Source organism: Pseudomonas sp. PDM19 (assembly GCF_014852215.1).
Classification (GTDB): Bacteria; Pseudomonadota; Gammaproteobacteria; order Pseudomonadales; family Pseudomonadaceae; genus Pseudomonas.
The window spans coordinates 94,723-113,898 of the sequence record NZ_JACVBG010000003.1; the positions used below are offsets into that span (position 1 = coordinate 94,723).

The 19,176-nt window shown below is 66.2% G+C and carries 20 protein-coding genes; 15 read left to right on the forward strand and 5 right to left on the reverse strand.

Annotation, left to right across the window (positions count from 1 at the left end; genetic code table 11):
- Window positions 1-31: 31 nt before the first annotated feature.
- Together IB273_RS16445 and IB273_RS16450 are read right to left on the reverse strand one after the other, a co-directional pair.
- Entirely contained in the window at window positions 32-1,045 is a 1,014-nt protein-coding gene (locus IB273_RS16445; RefSeq protein ID WP_192224560.1) for a zinc-binding alcohol dehydrogenase family protein, read from the reverse strand.
- A 25-nt stretch (window positions 1,046-1,070) separates the two neighbouring features.
- Window positions 1,071-1,358, reverse strand: a complete 288-nt coding sequence (locus IB273_RS16450; RefSeq protein WP_017521835.1) for a putative quinol monooxygenase — start codon at window positions 1,356-1,358, stop codon at window positions 1,071-1,073.
- Window positions 1,359-1,461: 103 nt separating this feature from the next.
- On the opposite strand from IB273_RS16450, the gene IB273_RS16455 reads away from it, so the two are divergent.
- The gene (locus IB273_RS16455) at window positions 1,462-2,376 is read left to right on the forward strand and encodes a LysR family transcriptional regulator (RefSeq protein ID WP_081517135.1); all 915 of its coding nucleotides are present in this window, start codon (window positions 1,462-1,464) and stop codon (window positions 2,374-2,376) included.
- A 7-nt stretch (window positions 2,377-2,383) separates the two neighbouring features.
- Here the strand turns inward: IB273_RS16455 and IB273_RS16460 are convergent, their stop codons facing one another.
- A complete protein-coding gene (locus IB273_RS16460) occupies window positions 2,384-3,700 on the reverse strand; it encodes a bifunctional DedA family/phosphatase PAP2 family protein (RefSeq protein WP_151189296.1) in 1,317 nt (438 codons plus the stop codon).
- Window positions 3,697-4,416: a DNA-3-methyladenine glycosylase gene (locus tag IB273_RS16465; RefSeq protein ID WP_151189297.1), complete on the reverse strand. Its 720-nt coding sequence runs from the start codon at window positions 4,414-4,416 to the stop codon at window positions 3,697-3,699. Before IB273_RS16465 ends, IB273_RS16460 begins: the two co-directional genes overlap by 4 nt.
- A 63-nt stretch (window positions 4,417-4,479) precedes the next feature.
- Here IB273_RS16465 and IB273_RS16470 point away from each other — a divergent pair, with 63 nt between their 5' ends.
- Entirely contained in the window at window positions 4,480-5,334 is an 855-nt protein-coding gene (locus tag IB273_RS16470; protein WP_081517138.1) for a class I SAM-dependent methyltransferase, read from the forward strand.
- A gap of 36 nt (window positions 5,335-5,370) precedes the next feature.
- On the opposite strand, the gene IB273_RS16475 is transcribed toward IB273_RS16470, so the two are convergent.
- Complete coding sequence (locus IB273_RS16475) at window positions 5,371-6,597, reverse strand: alpha/beta fold hydrolase (protein ID WP_081517139.1); 1,227 nt, start codon at window positions 6,595-6,597, stop codon at window positions 5,371-5,373.
- 299 nt (window positions 6,598-6,896) lie between these two features.
- Between IB273_RS16475 and IB273_RS16480 the strand changes: the two genes are divergently transcribed.
- The 13 genes from IB273_RS16480 to IB273_RS16540 all read left to right on the forward strand — a co-directional run bounded on the left by IB273_RS16480 (window position 6,897) and on the right by IB273_RS16540 (window position 19,158).
- Window positions 6,897-8,162, forward strand: a complete 1,266-nt coding sequence (locus IB273_RS16480; RefSeq protein WP_192224561.1) for a glutamate-5-semialdehyde dehydrogenase — start codon at window positions 6,897-6,899, stop codon at window positions 8,160-8,162.
- Complete coding sequence (gene nadD, locus IB273_RS16485) at window positions 8,162-8,818, forward strand: nicotinate-nucleotide adenylyltransferase (RefSeq protein WP_192224562.1); 657 nt, start codon at window positions 8,162-8,164, stop codon at window positions 8,816-8,818. The genes IB273_RS16480 and nadD overlap by 1 nt, the downstream gene beginning before the upstream one ends.
- Window positions 8,819-8,837: 19 nt before the next feature.
- Entirely contained in the window at window positions 8,838-9,191 is a 354-nt protein-coding gene (gene rsfS, locus IB273_RS16490) for a ribosome silencing factor (RefSeq protein WP_024763994.1), read from the forward strand.
- Window positions 9,192-9,198: 7 nt separating this feature from the next.
- On the forward strand, window positions 9,199-9,666 hold the full coding sequence (gene rlmH / locus IB273_RS16495) for a 23S rRNA (pseudouridine(1915)-N(3))-methyltransferase RlmH (RefSeq protein WP_192224563.1): 468 nt from the start codon (window positions 9,199-9,201) through the stop codon (window positions 9,664-9,666).
- A gap of 15 nt (window positions 9,667-9,681) precedes the next feature.
- Complete coding sequence (gene mrdA, locus IB273_RS16500) at window positions 9,682-11,571, forward strand: penicillin-binding protein 2 (RefSeq protein WP_192224564.1); 1,890 nt, start codon at window positions 9,682-9,684, stop codon at window positions 11,569-11,571.
- Between the two features lie 44 nt (window positions 11,572-11,615).
- Window positions 11,616-12,719, forward strand: a complete 1,104-nt coding sequence (gene rodA / locus IB273_RS16505; RefSeq protein WP_138216950.1) for a rod shape-determining protein RodA — start codon at window positions 11,616-11,618, stop codon at window positions 12,717-12,719.
- 8 nt (window positions 12,720-12,727) lie between these two features.
- On the forward strand, window positions 12,728-13,750 hold the full coding sequence (mltB, locus tag IB273_RS16510) for a lytic murein transglycosylase B (protein ID WP_138216917.1): 1,023 nt from the start codon (window positions 12,728-12,730) through the stop codon (window positions 13,748-13,750).
- Window positions 13,747-14,769: a septal ring lytic transglycosylase RlpA family protein gene (locus tag IB273_RS16515; protein ID WP_139791516.1), complete on the forward strand. Its 1,023-nt coding sequence runs from the start codon at window positions 13,747-13,749 to the stop codon at window positions 14,767-14,769. The genes mltB and IB273_RS16515 overlap by 4 nt, the downstream gene beginning before the upstream one ends.
- 98 nt (window positions 14,770-14,867) lie before the next feature.
- The gene (locus IB273_RS16520) at window positions 14,868-16,025 is read left to right on the forward strand and encodes a D-alanyl-D-alanine carboxypeptidase family protein (RefSeq protein WP_192224565.1); all 1,158 of its coding nucleotides are present in this window, start codon (window positions 14,868-14,870) and stop codon (window positions 16,023-16,025) included.
- A gap of 188 nt (window positions 16,026-16,213) precedes the next feature.
- Window positions 16,214-16,513 (forward strand): DUF493 domain-containing protein, encoded by a 300-nt coding sequence (locus IB273_RS16525; protein WP_045215124.1) that lies wholly within the window; start codon window positions 16,214-16,216, stop codon window positions 16,511-16,513.
- Window positions 16,513-17,166: a lipoyl(octanoyl) transferase LipB gene (gene lipB, locus IB273_RS16530; protein WP_045215121.1), complete on the forward strand. Its 654-nt coding sequence runs from the start codon at window positions 16,513-16,515 to the stop codon at window positions 17,164-17,166. The genes IB273_RS16525 and lipB overlap by 1 nt, the downstream gene beginning before the upstream one ends.
- On the forward strand, window positions 17,163-18,158 hold the full coding sequence (lipA, locus tag IB273_RS16535; protein WP_024763986.1) for a lipoyl synthase: 996 nt from the start codon (window positions 17,163-17,165) through the stop codon (window positions 18,156-18,158). The genes lipB and lipA overlap by 4 nt, the downstream gene beginning before the upstream one ends.
- Window positions 18,159-18,651: 493 nt before the next feature.
- The gene (locus tag IB273_RS16540) at window positions 18,652-19,158 is read left to right on the forward strand and encodes a fimbrial protein (RefSeq protein ID WP_192224566.1); all 507 of its coding nucleotides are present in this window, start codon (window positions 18,652-18,654) and stop codon (window positions 19,156-19,158) included.
- Window positions 19,159-19,176 lie beyond the last annotated feature (18 nt).

A 19,176-nucleotide genomic window follows, 5' to 3' on the forward strand; every position in this document is an offset into this window, starting at 1 on the left:
CCCATGGGGCGCTCCTACAGGGAGCCGCAGGTCAGAACCCTTCCAGCACGATCTTGCCCTTGGCCGTGTTGCTTTCCAGCAGCGCGTGGGCGCGGCGCAGGTTGGCGGCGTCGATCCTGCCGAAGTGCTCGCCCAGGGTGGTCTTCAGCACGCCACTGTCGATCAGCCCGGCCACTCGCTGCAGCAGCTTGTGCTGCTCGATCATGTCGTCGGTCTGGAACATCGAGCGGGTGTACATGAACTCCCAGTGCAGCGACAGGCTCTTCTGCTTGAGCAGGCGCACGTCGAGGTTCAGCGGGTCGTCGATCAGCGCCAGGCGGCCTTGCGGGCGCAGGCTGGCGACGATCTCGGCGAGGTGTTCCTCGGTCTGGTTGAGGCTGGCCACGTGGGTGACTTCGCCGACGCCGATGCGCTTGAGTTCTTCGCTCAGCGGCTTGCGGTGATCGATCACGTGGTGCGCGCCGAGGTTGCGCACCCATTCCTGGGTTTCCGGACGCGAAGCGGTGCCGATCACGGTCATGCCGGTGAGCTGGCGCGCCAGCTGGGTGAGGATCGAGCCGACACCGCCGGCGGCGCCGACGATCAGCAGGCTCTGTCCGACGCTGACCTTGCCTTCGGCTACCTGCAGGCGGTCGAACAGCAGTTCCCAGGCGGTGATGGTGGTCAGCGGCAGGGCGGCTGCGTGGGCGAAATCCAGGCTCTGCGGCATCGGGCCGACGATACGCTCGTCCACCAGCTGCAGCTCGGCGTTGCTGCCGGGGCGGGTCAGGTCGCCGGCGTACCAGACCTTGTCGCCCGGCTTGAACAGGCTGACCTCGCTGCCCACCGCGCGAACCACGCCGGCGGCGTCCCAGCCCAGCACCTTGTACTGGCCTTCGGCGAGCTGGGCGCGCTGGCGCACCTTGGTGTCCACCGGGTTGACGGAGATGGCGCGTACTTCCACCAGCAGGTCGCGTGGGCCGGGCGTGGGCTCGGGCAGCTGGATGTCGAGCAGGGAATTGGCGTCGTTGCTGGGCAGGCTCTGGGTATAGCCGATGGCTTTCATGGGAATTCCTATGGGTTCGAGGCGATCAGTCGATGCGGTTCATCAGGCGGATATCGAGTTCCGCCAGATCGGGTTCGGCGGCCTTCACGAAGGCCTGGAAGTGCGGACTGGCTTCGTGCTCGGCCAGGGCTTCCTCATCGCGCCACTGCTCGATCATGTAGATCAGCTCGGCGTCCTTGATGTCGCGGTGCAGGTCGTACTGCAGGCAGCCGGCCTCGGCGCGGGACGGCGCGAGCATGCCGTGCAGGCGCTCCTGCAGGCTGTCGGCGCGGCCGGGCTTGGCGCGAATGATGGCGATCAGGGTCAGGCTCATCCGGGTATCTCCAGTGGGGCGGGGAAGGTGAGGGCATGCTGCTCTCTTTCGTTGGGAAGAAAAACCGCGTAAGTAGAGAGTCTCTTTCAAAGGATTTTTGAAAATGCTGCGTTTCGACGACCTGCAGATCTTCGTCCGCACCGCCGAGCGCGGCAGCCTTTCCGCCGCCGCCCGCGAGCTGGAACTGTCGCCGGCGGTGGCCAGCGCAGCGCTCAAACGCCTGGAAAGCGAGCTGGATGTGCGCCTGTTCGCCCGCTCCACTCGCAGTTTGCGCCTGACCGCCGAGGGCGAGCTGTACCTGGCTCACGCCCGTGCCGCGCTGCAAAGCCTGGACGACGGCCGCCAGCTGCTGGCCGGCGGCAAGAGCGAGATTGCCGGCAACTTCCAGGTCTCGGCGCCGTCGGACTTCGGCCGCAACGTGCTGCTGCCCTGGCTCGACGAATTCCAGGCGCTGCACCCGAGGATGAACCTGCGCCTGCTGATCAGCGACCGCCAGGCCGATCTCTACCGGCAGCCGGTGGACGTGGCTTTTCGTCTCGGCCAGCCGGGTGATTCGAACCTGGTAGCGCTGCCGCTGGCCCCGGACAACCGCCGCGTGCTCTGTGCCGCTCCCGAGTATTTCGCACGCCACGGCAAGCCGACGCACCCGGACGAGCTGCACCGGCACAATTGCCTGCTCTACATGCTCGGCGGGCGCGCCCATGAGCGCTGGAGCTTCAGCGACAGCCGCAAGCAGCATGTGGTGGCGGTGCGCGGCGACCGCCTTTGCGACGATGCCGATGTGGTGCGGCGCTGGGCCGTGGCGGGGCAGGGGCTGGTGTACAAGTCCTGGCTGGACGTCGCGGCCGACGTACGCGCCGGTCGGCTGGAAGTGGCGCTGGCGGACTACCTGGGCGAGGCTACGCCGATGAACCTGTTCTGCACCCACCGCGCCCAGCTCAGCCGGGCGGTGACCCAGCTGCGCGAGTTCGTCCAGTTGCGCTGCGCCGAACTGATGCGCGAGCGCCCCTGGACCTGACGCGGGATCAGAGCGGCGTGTAGCGGTGGATCGCCGCGGACAGGCCCCAGGCGCTGGCCACCGCCAGCAGTACCATGGCGGTCGGCAGCAGGCTCCACCAGATGCGCGGCGCCAGGGCCGGCAGCTCGCTGCGGCGCTGGCTTATCCACAGGCTGGCGGCGCATACCGAGGCGCCGAGCAGGGCGCCGGCAATGATGTCGCTGGGCCAGTGGGCTCCCAGGTACACGCGCGACAGCGCGATGCTGGCGGCAGGGATCACCGCCAGCAGCATCCAGGTCAGGCGTACACGTGGGGATTTTTCCCGGCTGGCCAGCACGCCAAGCACCAGGAAGAAGGCGAAGGATGCCGAGCTGTGCCCGCTGGGCATGCTGAAGGCGGACAGCGGGTCGGCGATCACTTCGGGGCGCGCGCGGCTGAACAGGTGCTTGAGGGTGGTGTTGAGCAGGGCGGTGCCGACCATGGTGCCGGCGGCGAAGAACGCATGGCGCCACAGTCGCAGCGCGGCCAGCAGAACAGCCAGCAGCGCGCCGGCGATGAACTGGGTGCGGAAGTCGCCGACGCGGGTGACGGCCACCATCACATCGTCCAGCCAGGCGTGGCGGTGCTCCTGCACCAGCGCCATCAGACCCTTGTCCAGGGCGTCGAGGTGCGGCCAGCCGATCAGCATGGCGATCAGCAGCGCGAAGCAGCCGACGGCGCCGATCAGCGCAGCCTTCCGCTCCTTGCGCAGTTCGGCGTGGATGATCAGGGCCAGCACCGCGGCGACACAGGCGGCGACCACCCCGGCCTCCGGCCAGAAGCCCTCGGGCAGCGGCAGGCGCATGGCCGCGCCGGTGGCCCAGCCGGGCACCAGATAGGCGATCGACCAGCCGGCGGCGGCCAGGATGGAGACGGCCAGGAAGCGGCCGAAAGGCATGTCGAGCATACCGGCGATCATCGGCAGGAACGGCCGCAGCGCACCGATGAAGCGGCCCACCAGCAGGCTGGCGACGCCGTAGCGGTGGAAGAAGCCTTCGGCGGCGGCCATCCATTCCGGATGGTGGCGCAGCACCGGCAGGCGGCGGATGTCCTGGTGGAAGTGGCGGCCGATCCAGTAGGACGACAAATCGCCCAGCAAGCCGCCGAAGAACGCCAGCGCCAGGGTTTCCCCCAGGCCGAGGGCGCCGCTGCCGGCCAGCACGGCGATGGCGAAGAGCATCACCACGCCGGGCAGGATGATGCCAATGACGGCGGCGCATTCGAGGAAGGCGACCAGGAACAGGACCAGGGCGAGCCATTGCGGATGGGTGGCCATCCAGGTGTTGAAGGCGGCGAGATCGATCATCGGAAGGTGGCGTCCTGGGTTCCGAGCAGGTGGTAGTCGTGGCCTTCGACCTGTCCGCGACGCAAAGGGTTGCGCGTGCAGAAGCTGGCGAAGGCGGCGTCGACGAAGCGGTATTGCAGGTGTTCGTCGCGGCCGTGGGGAATGCCCAGGCGCGCGGCCTGGATGGCTAGCGAGGGCTGCTCGCCAAGGTCATCGACGAACAGGCGCTGCGGGTCGAAGCGCCGGGCGTCCCAGTCCGGCACCTTCAGGCCCATCGAGCGGCAGAGCAGGGTCTGGCCGGAGCACAGCTTGCCCAGCGGGCGTTCGCTGCCGTCGGCGGCGGGATTGAGCTGGCGCATGCAGGCCAGGGCGGCGTCTCCGGAGATGCGATCGAGCCAGGGGTGGCCGGACTTGATCAGTACCGCATTGCCCGCACCGCCGGCACTGAAGTTCAGCGAGTCGCCGCCGCGCGCGTAATACATGTAGATGTGCCCGCCATCGAGGAACAGCGCCTTGCGCTTCTCGGTGTAGCCCAGCGAGGCGTGGCTGCCTTTTTCGGCCAGGTAATAGGCCTCGGTCTCGATGATCCGCGCCGACAGCCACAGCTCGCCGACCCGGTGGCGGATCACCTTGCCCAGCAGCTCGCGGGCGACGGTGAGGGCGTCGCGGTTGAAGAAGGCATCCGGCAGCGGGTTCGCATCGGGCCAGGGCAAACTTAGGTTGGGTTCGGCGGGCATCGGATTGTCGCGGTTCTCGGGCCGGTCTTAGGCTGGGGAATCATAACAACAAGATTCTTAAGCATGGCTGAACGGATCCGGGCCGACAGCGCCCACATCACCCCCAGCGCGCACTACACCGGTTACGTCTGGTATCGCCACCAACTGGCCGATCCGGCGTTCGCCACGGCTTTCGGCCGCTGGGTGCATGGCTGCGTGGCGCCGATCAACTGGGGCGCGCGGATCGGCTTCGGGCTGAATATCGAAGACTTCCTGTTACAACGTCACCTGCTGATCGATGCCCGGCTGACCCAGGCGATCGAATTGCGTGGTGTGACCCAGGTGGTGGAGATCGCCTGTGGGCTTTCGCCCCGTGGCCGGCGCTTCCGCGAGCGCTATCCCCAGCTGACTTATATTGAAGCCGACCTGCCGCCGATGGCGGCGCGCAAGTCTGCGCTGCTGCAGGAACAGGGCTGGCTGGACGGCAAGCATCGCGTGCGGGCCGTGGATATCCTCGCCGAACAGGGCGAGCAAAGCCTGGCTGCGCTGTTCTCCGAGCTGGACCGCGACCGCCCGGTGGCGGTGATTACCGAGGGGCTGGTGAACTACTTTCAGCGCCCGGTGATCGAGGGCTTCTGGCGCCGTCTGGCGGCCGCCCTGCGGGTGTTCCCGGAAGCGACCTACCTGACCGAACTGTACCCCGACCTGCGCGAACACCCGCGCTACCGGCAGATCCGCTGGGGCGTCGGGTTGATCGGCCGGCTGACCCGTGGCGGCTATCCGCTGCATTACCGCAGTGCCGGCGAGATCGAGCAGGCGTTCAGCGGCTGCGGGTTCGGTCGGGTGGCTGTGCTCGATCCGCAGGTGGATGGCGCGGGGCTGGGGTTGCCCAAGGGGCGGATGCCGAGCCTGGTGCGGGTGATCGAAGCGCGGGTGTAGGGCGTACGACCTCTGGTGGTCATACGCCGTCGCGTCTCAAGCCGCGCACGCGCCCTGCTGCATCGGCACCACCATTGCCGCCAGCGCCGCGCTGGCCTGCGGGTCGCCGTGGGCGAAGATGAAGGCCAGCCCATCGCCGCAGTAGCGCAGCGGCAGGATATCCAGTTCCGGCAGGCCCGCGGCGGCCAGCTTCCAGCCGCGCGCCGGGCGATCTGCCGGCAGCTCGACGCGGACCAGTCCGCCGAAATACCCCAGCTCCGCCAGCTCGCAGCGCCATTCGCCACCTTCGCCGTTGCGCAGCACGGCGCGGGTGTCGGCCGGCGCCAGGCGCGGTTCGAAGCGGCGTTCCAGGTGCAGCAGCTGCTGGCGCTGGAAGCGTGTGCTACCGGCGGCGCTGCGCGGCAGTGCTTCACCGCGCAGGAACGGGTTGTACAGCCGCGCGCAGGCATCGCGGCGCTCGAACTGGGCCAAGTGGTCGGCGTTGTGGATCAGCGCGAACTCGGCGTCCGCGCAGGCGTGGGCAAATTCGGCATGCTCCCAGGGCTGGGTGAAGTGGTCGTACTCGCCGGCCAGCACCAGGGTCGGGCACTGCGGGTGGCGGTCGAAGCCGCCGAAGGCCAGCAGGCGCTGGCTGTTCTGCCGGTAGCGTTCGATCTCCGCCGGGGTCAGGCGCTGCAGCTGGCGCAGCAGGGCCTTGCGGAATACCGGGGAAACGCCCGTGTCGGCCAGGCGCAGCGGGTTGATCAGCCCGGTCAGCACGCCGTGGGCGAAAGGTGTCTGCTCGCCCAGCTCCAGGCGCGCCAGGGCTTCCACCAGCAGTGCGCGGGCGCCGGGACGGCCGAAGGCGGTGATGCCGGCCAGCAGCAGGCGGCCGCAGCGCGCCGGGTGGCGGGCTGCGAACAGCGCGGCCAGCGCCGAGCCGTAGGACAGCCCGATGGGCATCAGCGGCGGCAGCTGCAGGGTTTGCGCAAAGGCGGCGATCAGGTCGGCCAGGTCCTCCAGGCTCAGCTCTGGCGCCAGTTGCAGGTTGCCGCCCTGGCTGGGCAGGTCGAGCAGGATCACCGGGTGCCCGGCGAGCAGCTCCGAGACCTCGCTGGCGAAGGAGCGGAAGCTCTGGAACGCGCCGCCCAGCAGCAGGACCGGCGGGCGGGTGTCATCCTCCCGTGAAGAGAAGGCCTGGTAGTGCAGTTGCCAACCGTCCAGTTCCAGCACCGCCGGGGCGGTGGTCAGGGACTGGGCGCTGTAATCGGTGCGATAGCGCATGGCAGTTCTCCGGCGGTGGGCCGCCTCTTGTTGTTCTTCCCTGGCGTGCCTCCCTGGCAATGCGAACGCTGCGGGGGCAATGAGCCATGCTTGCAAAGTAACCAGCCGATACGAATTTGTTTACCCAACCTTCGGGCGGCAGGGAGAGGCGGGGAGTGTCGGATGTAACCGGCGGGCGGGGGATGACGGGCGCTGGCGTTACGCGAAGCGCGTCGCTGACCGGCCGGCTGCTGTGGCTGGCCGCTGAGGGCGCGCTCCCGCTATACTTGCGCATTTCCCTCACGCAGACGCGTTAGATCATGACCGAGTCCGTTCTCGACTATATGAGCCGCCTGGGCCGCGCCGCCCGTGAAGCGTCGCGCGTTGTCGCGCGCGCCACGACCGCGCAGAAGAACCAAGCCCTGCTGGCCGCAGCCGATGCCCTGGACGCCGCCCGCGCCCAGCTGACCGAAGCCAACGAACAGGATCTGGCCAATGGCCGTGCCAACGGTCTGGAGCCCGCCATGCTCGACCGCCTGGCCCTGACGCCGGCGCGCATCGACGACATGATCGAAGGCCTGCGCCAGGTCGCTTCGCTGCCGGACCCGATCGGTGAGATCCGCGACATGCGCTACGTGCCGTCCGGCATCCAGCTGGGCAAGATGCGCGTGCCCCTGGGCGTGGTGGGGATCATCTACGAATCCCGTCCGAACGTGACCATCGACGCCGCGAGCCTGTGCCTGAAGTCCGGCAACGCGACCATCCTGCGCGGTGGCTCCGAGGCGATCCACTCCAACCAGGCGATCGCTGCGTGCATCCAGACCGGCCTGGCCGCCGCCGGCCTGCCGGCCAGCGCCGTGCAGGTGGTGGAAACCACCGACCGCGCCGCTGTCGGCGCGCTGATCACCATGCCCGAGTACGTCGACGTCATCGTTCCGCGCGGCGGCAAGGGCCTGATCGAGCGCATCAGCCGTGACGCCAAGGTCCCGGTGATCAAGCACCTGGACGGCATCTGCCACGTCTACATCGACGTCGCCGCCGACCTGGACAAGGCAATCCGCGTCGCCGACAACTCGAAGACCCAGCGCTACGCGCCGTGCAACACCATGGAGACGCTGCTGGTTCACGCCGGCATCGCCGACCGCGTGCTGCCGCCGCTGGCCGCCATCTACCGTGACAAGGGCGTGGAACTGCGCGGCGATGCCGCCACCCGCGCGCTGCTGGGCGCCGACGTACTGGAAGCCACCGAGGAAGACTGGCGCACCGAGTACAACGCGCCGATCCTGTCGATCCGTATTGTCGACGGCCTCGACGCGGCCATCGAGCACATCAACACCTACGGCTCGCAGCACACCGATGCGATCATCACCGAGAACTTCACCGACGCCCGCCGCTTCCTCACCGAAGTGGACTCGGCCTCGGTCATGGTCAACGCCTCGACCCGCTTCGCCGATGGCTTCGAATACGGCCTGGGCGCGGAGATCGGCATTTCCACCGACAAGCTGCACGCCCGCGGCCCGGTCGGCCTGGAAGGCCTGACCAGCGAGAAATACGTGGTGTTCGGCGACGGACACGTGCGGACCTGATGAACAAGGCGTGTTCCCGTCGGGTCGGTCTGTTCGGTGGCACCTTCGACCCGGTGCACATCGGTCACCTGCGCAGTGCGTTGGAGATGGCCGAGCAGTTCGAGTTCGACGAGTTGCGCCTGATCCCCAACTTCCGCCCGCCGCACCGCGACACCCCCCAGGTGAAACCGGAGCAGCGGCTGGCGATGGTCGAGCTGGCAGTAGCCGGCGTGATCCCGCTGGTGGTCGATGACCGCGAGCTGAAGCGTGACAAACCCTCCTACACCATCGACACCCTGGAGTCGCTGCGTGGGGAGCTGGATGAGCAGGACCAGTTGTTCCTGCTGGTCGGCTGGGACGCATTTTGCGGCCTGCCGACCTGGCATCGCTGGGAAGAGTTGCTGGAGCACTGTCATATCGTCGTGCTGCAGCGCCCGGATGCCGACAGCGAGCCGCCGGAAGACCTGCGCGACCTGCTGGCGGCGCGCAGTGTTGCCGACCCGAAGGCGATGACCGGCCCCGCCGGGCAGATCACCTTCGTCTGGCAGACGCCGCTGGCAGTATCCGCCACCCAGATCCGCCAACTCCTGTCGCAGGGGCGCTCGGTGCGCTACCTGGTGCCGGATGCGGTATTGAACTATATCGAGGCGCACGGCCTGTACCAGGCGTCTCACTGATCAAGCTAGAGAGTCATACATGCAAACCGAACAACTGGTCGAACTGACCATCGCCGCCCTGGAAGATCTCAAGGCGCAGGACATCACCGTCATCGACGTGCGCGAGAAGACCAGCATCACCGACGTCATGGTCATCGCCACCGGCGCCTCCAGCCGTCAGGTCAAGTCGCTGGCCGACAACGTCCTGGAAAAGGTCAAGGAACAGGGCGTGCGCCCGATCGGCAGCGAAGGCCAGGAAGGCGGCGAGTGGGTCCTGATCGACCTCGCCAACGTCGTGGTCCACGTCATGCAGCCGGCCACCCGCCAGTTCTATGACCTGGAACGCCTGTGGCAGGGCGCCGAGCAGAGCCGCGCCTCGCACAGCGCCGAGTAAGCCTGCCGTGCGTCTGCGTCTGATCGCGGTCGGCTCGCGCATGCCGCGCTGGGTGGAAGAGGGCTGGGCGGAGTACGTCAAGCGCCTGCCCTCGGAGCTGTCCCTGGAACTGGTGGAAATCCCGCTCAACACGCGCGGCAAGAATGCCGACGTGGCGCGGCTGATCCGCCAGGAAGGCGAGGCCATGCTGAGCAAGGTCCAGCCGGGGGAACGCATCGTCACCCTGGAAGTCGAAGGCAAGCCCTGGAGCACCCCCCAGCTGGCGCAGGAGCTCGACCGCTGGCGCCTGGACGCGCGCACCGTCAACCTCATGGTCGGTGGGCCGGAAGGCCTGGCGCCGGAGGTCTGCGCGCGCAGCGAGCAGCGCTGGTCGCTGTCGCCGCTGACCCTGCCGCACCCGCTGGTGCGGATCCTGGTCGGCGAGCAGATCTACCGCGCCTGGACGGTTCTGTCCAGGCACCCCTACCACAAGTAGTCGTAGCCGTTTTCGATGCCGCAGCCGATACAGCTCAAGGACCACGAGAAGGACGCCCGTCTGGTCCGCGCCCGCGTCATCGTTGGCGGGGTGGCGATCTTCCTGCTCGCCCTGGTGCTGGTGGCGCGCATGTATCACCTGCAGGTGACGCAGTACGACTATCACTCGACGCTGTCGGAGAACAACCGCGTCCACGTGCAGCCGATTCCGCCCAATCGCGGGCTGATCTTCGACCGCAACGGGGTGATCATCGCCGACAACCGCCCCAGCTTCAGCCTGACCATCACCCGCGAGCGCACCGAGAACCTGCAGGAGACGCTCAAGACCCTGGTGGAGATCCTCGGCCTCACCGAGGAAGACAAGGCCATCTTCGAGAAGCGCATGAAACAGGGGCGCCGGCCGTTCGAGCCGGTGCCGATCATGTTCGAGCTGTCCGAGGAGCAGATCGCCCGCATCGCGGTGAACCAGTACCGCCTCAATGGCGTCGACGTGGCTGCGCAGTTCGTCCGCCATTACCCGCTGGGCGAGCACTTCGCCCACTCGGTCGGCTATGTCGGGCGGATCAACGAGGCGGAACTGAAGAAGCTCGACCCGGTGGCCTATTCGGGCACCCACCACATCGGCAAGACCGGCGTGGAAAAATTCTACGAGGACGCGCTGCACGGCACGGTTGGCTACGAGGAAGTCGAGACCAACGCCCGCGGCCGCGTCCTGCGCGTACTCAAGCGCACCGAGCCGGTCTCCGGCCGTGACATCGTGCTGAGCATCGACAGCAAGCTGCAGGCTGCCGCGGAAACCGCACTGGCCGGCCGGCGCGGCGCCATCGTGGCGATCCAGCCGTCCACCGGCGAAGTGCTGGCCATGGTCAGCCAGCCCGCCTACGACCCCAACCTGTTCGTCACCGGCATCAGCTTCAAGGACTATGCGGCCCTGCGCGATTCCGAGGACCGCCCGTTGTACAACCGCGTGCTGCGCGGCCTGTACCCGCCGGGCTCGACGGTAAAACCGGCGGTGGCCATCGCCGGCCTCGATGCAGGCGTCGTGACGCCCTCCAGCCGAGTGTTCGACCCCGGCTATTACCAACTGCCGAACTACGACCACAAGTACCGCAACTGGAACCGCATGGGCGACGGCTGGGTGACCCTGGAGACCGCGATCATGCGCTCCAACGACACCTACTTCTACGACCTCGCGCATAAGCTGGGGATCGACCGCCTGCACGACTACATGAGCGAATTCGGCTTCGGCCAACGGGTCGCCCTGGACATGTACGGCGAAGCGGAAGGCCTGATGCCGTCGCGCCAATGGAAGCGCGCGCTGCGCCGACAGGCCTGGTTCCCCGGTGAAACCCTGATTCTCGGCATCGGCCAGGGCTACATGCAGGCCACGCCGCTGCAGTTGGCGCAGATGACCGCGCTGCTGGCCAACAAGGGCAAATGGATTCGACCGCACCTGGCCAAGACCATCGACGGCAAGCCGCCAGTCGACGAGGACCCGATGCCGGATATCAAGCTCAAGGACCCGAACAACTGGAACCTGGTGGACTACGGCATGCAACAGGTAGTCCATGGGGCTCGCGGCACCGCGCACAAGGTTGGCGCCACGTCCGTCTACCGCATTGCCGGCAAGTCCGGTACCGCGCAGGTCGTCGCGATCAAGCAGGGCGAGAAATACAACCGCTCCAAGCTGCTCGAGCGCCACCGCGACCACGCCTTGTTCGTCGGCTTCGCGCCTGCAGACAACCCGCAGATAGCCGTGGCCGTGATGGTGGAGAACGGCGAGTCCGGCTCCGGCGTTGCCGCCCCCGTGCTCAAGGCCGTGACTGACGCCTGGTTGCTCGACGAGACCGGCAAGCTCAAGGCCGAATACGCACCGCAGACCACGGCGGAGGCGCCCAAACCATGACCATGAACGGAAATTTCGACCGCACGCTGTCCAGCGAAGACGTGATGAAGCGGCGCTCCAGCCTGCTGCAGCGCCTGCACATCGACGGCCTGCTGCTCCTGCTGCTGGTGACCCTCGGCTCGGTCGGCCTGTTCGTCCTCTATTCCGCCAGCGGCAAGAGCTGGGACCTGCTGATCAAGCAGGCCTCGTCGTTCGGCCTTGGCCTGGGCGCGATGTTCGTGCTGGCGCAGATCGAACCGCGCTTCCTCGCCCGCTGGGTGCCGCTGGGCTACCTGATCGGCGTGGCGCTGCTGGTGGTGGTGGACGTGATGGGCCACAACGCCATGGGGGCGACCCGCTGGATCAACATTCCCGGGGTGATCCGCTTCCAGCCGGCGGAATTCATGAAGCTGCTGATGCCCATGACGATCGCCTGGTACCTGTCCAAGCGCTCGTTGCCGCCGGGCTTCAAGCACAGCGTGGTGGGCCTGGCGCTGATCGTCGTGCCCTTCGTGCTGATCCTCAAGCAGCCGGACCTGGGCACCGCCATGCTGGTGCTGGCGTCCGGCTCCTTCGTGCTGTTCGTCGGCGGGCTGCGCTGGCGCTGGATCATCATGGCCGTATCGGCCGCGGTGCCGGTCGCCGTGGGCATGTGGTACTTCGTCATGCACGACTACCAGAAGCAGCGCGTACTGACCTTCCTCGACCCGGAAAGCGATCCGCTGGGTACCGGCTGGAACATCATCCAGTCAAAAGCGGCCATCGGTTCCGGCGGCGTCTTCGGCAAGGGCTGGCTGCTGGGCACGCAGTCCCATCTGGATTTTTTGCCCGAAAGCCACACGGACTTTATCATTGCCGTGCTCGGCGAAGAGTTCGGCCTGGTCGGCGTATGCCTTCTGCTGGTGCTGTACCTGCTGGTGATCTACCGGGGGCTGGTGATCACGGCGCAGGCGCAGACGCTGTTCGGCAAGCTGCTGGCCGGCAGTATCACCATGACCTTCTTCGTGTATGTGTTCGTCAACATTGGTATGGTCAGCGGATTGTTGCCAGTGGTGGGGGTACCGCTGCCCTTTATCAGTTACGGCGGAACTTCGCTGGTGACCCTGATGTCAGGGTTCGGCGTTTTGATGTCGATTCACACCCACCGGAAGTGGATCGCCCAGGTTTGATGACAAGAGTGAAGAAAGGAATGCAAGTACTGCGCGCCTGGGCTGCCAGGGGGGTGCATTGGGTCGGAATCGCGGGGGCGATCGGCATGTCCGGCGCCGCTGGCGCGGGCGACTACGATGGTTCGCCCCAGGTCGCCGAGTTCGTCAGCGAGATGACCCGTGACTACGGCTTCGCCGGCGAGCAGCTCATGGGTCTCTTCCACGACGTGGAACGCAAGCAGTCCATCCTCGACGCCATCTCCCGCCCCGCCGAGCGGGTGAAGACCTGGAAGGAATACCGGCCGATCTTCGTCACCGACGCGCGCATCAACCGCGGGGTGGACTTCTGGAACCAGAATGCCGAGGCCCTGGCCCGCGCCGAGCAGGAATACGGCGTGCCGGCCCAGTACATCGTCTCCATCATTGGCGTGGAGACCTTCTTCGGCCGCAATACCGGCAACTTCAAGGTGATGGACGCGCTGTCCACCCTGGGCTTCGACTACCCGCCGCGCGCCGACTTCTTCCGCAAGGAGCTCAAGCAGTTCCTGCTGCTGGCCCGCGAACAGCAGGTCGACCCGCTCAGCCTCACCGGCTCCTATGCCGGCGCCATGGGCCTGCCGCAGTTCATGCCGAGCAGCTTCCGCGCCTACGCCGTGGACTTCGACGGAGACGGCCACATCAATATCTGGAGCGACCCCACCGATGCCATCGGCAGCGTCGCCAACTACTTCAAGCAGCACGGCTGGCACACCGGCGAACCGGTGGTGTCGCAGGCGGAAATCGGCACCTCGACCGCCGAAGACGCGCTCACCCAGGGCCTGGAACCGCAGATGAACCTCGGTCAGCTACGCTCTCAGGGCTGGCGAACCCATGACGTGATCCGCGACGACCTGATGGTGACCGCCATGCGCCTGGAAGGCGCGCAGGGCACCGAGTACTGGGTCGGGCTGCCGAACTTCTACGTCATTACCCGTTACAACCGCAGCGCCATGTACGCCATGGCGGTCCATCAGCTGGCCGGCGAGATCGCCAAGGCACGAGGTGTCCATTGAGCAAGCGAATCGCAAGTCCCGGCCTCTGGTCGCTGGCCGCCTGCGTTGGCCTGAGCACCGTGTTCCTCGCCAGCTGTACCGGCAACCGCGCGCCCCAGCAGCAGCCGGTGGCCAGCAGCGGCATTTCCGGTCCCTATGACTACAACCGCCCGCACCGCGACGGCGCGCCCTGGTGGGACGTCGACGTGTCGCGCATCCCCGATGCCGTGCCGATGCCGCACAACGGACCGTTCAAGAACAACCCCTACACCGTGCTGGGCAAGACCTACTACCCGCTGAACAACGCGAACACCTACAGCGTGGTCGGCACCGCCTCCTGGTACGGCACCAAGTTCCATGGCCAGGCCACCGCCAACGGCGAGCAGTACGACCTGTACGGCATGACCGCCGCGCACAAGACCCTGCCGCTGCCCAGCTACGTCCGCGTGACCAACCTGGACAACGGCAAGAGCGTCATCGTCCGCGTCAACGACCGCGGCCCGTTCTATTCCGACCGGGTGATCGACCTGTCCTTCGCCGCTGCCAAGAAGCTCGGCTACGCCGAGACCGGCACCGCCCACGTGAAGGTAGAGGGCATCGACCCCGACCGCTGGTGGGCCTCCCAGGGCAAGCAGCCGCCGATGATCATGGCCCTGCCGAAGATGGCCGCGCAGCCTGCCGCACAGCCGCAGGCGGTCGCCATGGCCCAGCCCATCGAAACCTATACCCCGCCGCCAGCGCAGCACGCCGTGCCTGTGGCGCCGGTCCAGATCGACTCAAAAAAAAACGCTTCATTACCAGCCGATGGCCTGTATCTCCAGGTGGGTGCCTTCGCCAACCCGGACGCTGCGGAGCTTCTCAAGGAGAAGGTCGGCGGCCTGACGGGGGCGAAATCCTTTATCAGCTCGGTCGTGGTCAACCAGCAGACCTTGTACCGAGTGCGCCTGGGACCGATCGGAACGCAGGATGAAGCAAGTCGGATGCAGGACAGCATCCGCGTGGCCAACCTTGGCCAACCCAAGCTCGTGCGCCTGGACTGAGATTCCACCGCACGCGCCGCAGCGGCCCGCCAGAGGTTGCAGCACCCGAGTTCCCCTCAAGGGGATTGTTTGACCATTAGTGAACCCCAGAGAGACGGATGAACATCTTCAACTTCGCCAAACGCCTGTCCTTGCTCGTGTTGTTCAGCGCCCCCGTGGCCAGCTGGGCAGCTGAAGTCGTTCCCGCCGCCCCGCAGCTCGCGGCCAAGGCCTGGGTGCTGATGGACGGCGCCAGCGGCAACATCCTGGTCGAGAACGCCGGGGACGAGCGCCTGCCGCCCGCCAGCCTGACCAAGCTGATGACCGCCTACATCGCCACCAAGGAAATCGAAGGCGGCCGCATCGCCGAATCCGACCTGGTCATCGTCAGCGAACACGCCTGGCGCACCGGCGGCTCGCGCATGTTCATCAAGGTCGGCTCCCAGGTTTCGGTGAGCGACCTGCTGCACGGCATCATCATCCAGTCGGGCAACGACGCCTCCGTCGCCCTGGCCGAGCACATCGCCGGCAGCGAAGACGCCTTCGCCGACATGATGAACACCACCGCGCAGAAGCTGGGCATGACCAATTCCCACTTCATGGACGCCACCGGCCTGCCCAACCCGGACCACTACTCGTCCGCCAAGGACATGGCCACCCTGGCCCGCGCCATCATCTACGGCGAGCCGACCCACTACGCCATCTACGCGCAGAAAGAGTTCTTCTGGAACAACATCAAGCAGCCCAACCGCAACCTGCTGCTGTGGCGCGACAAGACCGTCGACGGCCTGAAAACCGGCCACACCGACGAGGCCGGCTACTGCCTGGTGGCTTCCGCCGTGCGTGATGGCCAGCGCATGATCGCCGTGGTGTTCGGCACCAACAGCGAACAGGCTCGCGCCGCCGAGACCCAGAAGCTGCTCACCTACGGCTTCCGCTTCTTCGAAACCCAGACCTTCTACAAGAAGGGCACCGAGCTGACCAAGGCCATGGTCTGGAAAGGCTCCGAGCACGAAGTCAAAGCCGGCCTGTCCGAAGACCTGACCATGACCGTGCCGCGCGGCCAGCTCAAGCAGCTGCAGGCCAACATGGTCGTCGAGCCGAACCTCATGGCGCCGATCCAGCAGGGCCAGGTCATCGGCAAGGTCGAGGTCAAGCTGAACGACAAGGTCGTCCGCACCGCCGACCTCGTCGCCCTGAACGCCGTGGAAGAAGGCGGCTTCTTCCGCCGCATCTGGGACAGCATCCGCCTGTTCTTCTTCGGCCTGTTCAACTGACCGCCCGTCCCGGTCTTGTACTTTTGTATACAAGACCGGGATTGACCCGCCCGCGCGGTCGCAAACTCGGGTAAAATGCCCGCCTGCGACTGCCTGGTCCCCGTGGCCCGGCGGCCGAAGTCCGATCCACCCGGAGCGTCCCCATCCCGGACGCTCATGCGGAGGCGGGCCACCCGCCCGCGAGAGCCATGACTGATACCCCTGATTCCGTCGATACCAGCGAACAGCCCGCACCGAAGATCGAGTTCCCCTGCGAACGCTACCCGATCAAGGTCATCGGCGACGCCGGCGAAGGCTTCCCCGACCTGGTCGTCGAAGTCATCCAGCGTCACGCTCCGGACCTCGACATCACCACCCTGGTCACCCGTGACAGCCGCAACGGCCGTTTCCTGTCCGTGCAGGTGCTGATCACCGCCACCGGCGTCGACCAATTGCAGAACATCCATAAAGACCTGCGCGCCACCGGCCGCGTCCACATGGTGCTCTGATGGGCGAAACGCTGGGCTTTCGTGAGCTGGGTATCCTTCCTTACGAGCCGACCTGGCACGCCATGCAGCGCTTCACCGCCGAGCGCGAACCCGTCACGCCCGACGAAGTCTGGCTGCTCGAACACGAGCGCGTGTTCACCCAGGGCCAGGCCGGCAAGGCCGAGCACGTGCTGTTCCCTGGCGACATCCCGGTGGTCCAGGTCGACCGCGGCGGCCAGGTGACTTACCACGGCCCCGGCCAGCTGGTTGCCTACCTGATGCTCGACGTGCGCCGCTCCGGCATTGGCGTGCGCGACCTGGTTTCGCGCATCGAGCAGAGCCTCATCGGCCTTCTCGACAGTTACGGCGTCACCGCTGTGTCCAAACCCGACGCTCCGGGCGTCTATGTGGACGGCGCGAAGATCGCATCCCTCGGCCTGCGCATCCGCAACGGCCGCTCCTTCCATGGCCTGGCCCTCAACGTGGACATGGACCTGGAACCCTTTCGACGCATCAATCCCTGCGGTTACGCAGGCATGGCCATGACCCAGCTGAGTCAGCTGGCCGGCCCCATCGCATTGGCCGATGTGCGCGAGCGCCTGCGTGGCGAACTCGTCGAACGCCTTGGCTACGCGGCACAGAAGACCCTAACGGGCGGGATCCAACCTAGATGAGCACTGTTGTGGAGAATTCCGGCCAGGCTGCTCCGGCCGCCAAGCCGGGCAAGGTGGAAGTCGGCGTCAAGCTGCGTGGCGCAGAGAAGGTCGCGCGCATTCCGGTGAAGATCATCCCCACCGACGAACTGCCGAAGAAGCCTGACTGGATTCGCGTGCGCATCCCCGTCTCCCCCGAGGTCGACCGCATCAAGCAACTGCTGCGCAAGCACAAGCTGCACAGCGTCTGCGAGGAAGCCTCCTGCCCGAACCTGGGCGAGTGCTTCTCCGGCGGCACCGCGACCTTCATGATCATGGGCGACATCTGTACCCGTCGCTGCCCGTTCTGCGACGTCGGCCACGGCCGCCCGAAGCCGCTGGATGTCGATGAGCCGACCAACCTCGCCATCGCCATTGCCGACCTGCGCCTGAAGTACGTGGTGATCACCTCGGTGGACCGCGACGATCTGCGTGACGGTGGCGCCCAGCACTTCGCCGACTGCCTGCGCGAAATCCGCAAGCTGTCCCCCGGCGTACAACTGGAGACCCTGGTCCCGGATTACCGTGGCCGTATGGACATCGCCCTGGAAATCACCGCCAACGAGCCGCCGGACGTGTTCAACCACAACCTGGAAACCGTGCCGCGCCTGTACAAGTCGTCCCGTCCGGGCTCCGACTTCGAGTGGTCGCTCGACCTGCTGCAGAAGTTCAAGCAGATGGTCCCGCACGTACCGACCAAGTCCGGCCTGATGCTCGGTCTGGGCGAGACCGACGAGGAAGTCATCGAAGTCATGCACCGCATGCGCGAGCACGACATCGACATGCTGACCCTCGGCCAGTACCTGCAGCCCTCGCGCAACCACCTGCCGGTGCAGCGCTTCGTCCACCCGGACACCTTCGCCTGGTTCGCCGAGGAAGGCGAGAAGATGGGCTTCAAGAACGTCGCCTCCGGCCCGCTGGTACGCTCCTCGTATCACGCCGACCAGCAGGCCCACGGTACCAAGATCGGCTGACCTGCGCCGGCATCGCCGGCCGTTATGCGTCCTCCAGAAGGCCGCTTCCGCAAGGAAGCGGCCTTTCTTTTTGGCGTGATGATTCTCCGCCGAGTTGCCGGCCCGCGGCATCCTGATGCGAGCCCTGGTCCACAGGTGATTCTCCCTTGATGCGTCGGCATTTGCGACGAAGGTGCTTAAGTCCTACGGACTTTTCCTATTGATCCAATGAGAAACGCGCGGAGGTGAATGTTCTATTGGGTAGGAAGACGGAATGGTGGAGGGCGGCCAGGGGATAGGGCTGCGCCTGTGTTGAGAAGATTCCCATGATCAGGGGCGGGTTGGCTGACTGCGAAGCGAGTATCGCGCGACGCAAAATTCACATCGACGCTAGCCATTGAAAAGACCTGGCAGCGGAGGCCGCGACGGGGACAGGCAGCGATGCCTGGTATGCGGCTCAACATCGATCGTTAGGCGGCCCCCCGACCACCCTAAATTCTGCAGAGTGAACCCAATGAAAAAGCTGCTCGTAGCTGCAATCCTTTCTTCCGCATCGGTGGGCGCATTTGCCTACGACGCACAAGTCAACTTCAACGGCGAAGTGCTGGACCAGACCTGTGAAATAAACAGCAAGAGCGACGGTTCCGCTGTTGTGAACGTGACCCTGCCGAAGGTCAACAAGAGTGCCCTTGCTGGAGCCGAGAGTTGGGCTGGCAACACCCCATTCCAATTCAAGCTGACCAACTGCCCTGTCCAGGCCACCAAGGCCAAGTGGGAAATCAGAGGCGAGGTCGATGCTGCAGGCACCCTGAAAAATACCGTCGCTGGTACGAATGCCACAGTTCGCCTGATCGACCCGGCCAACAACTACATCAATATCCAGACCGACGCTGGTTACTCCTTCACTCCGGCCGCCGATGGCAGTGCCACCCTCAACTACATGGCTCAGTACTACTCCAAGGCTGGCTCGGCGACCGCAGGCCTGCTGCAGACAGTTGGCTACTGGACACTGACCTACTGATCAGGTCAGCCACCGTGC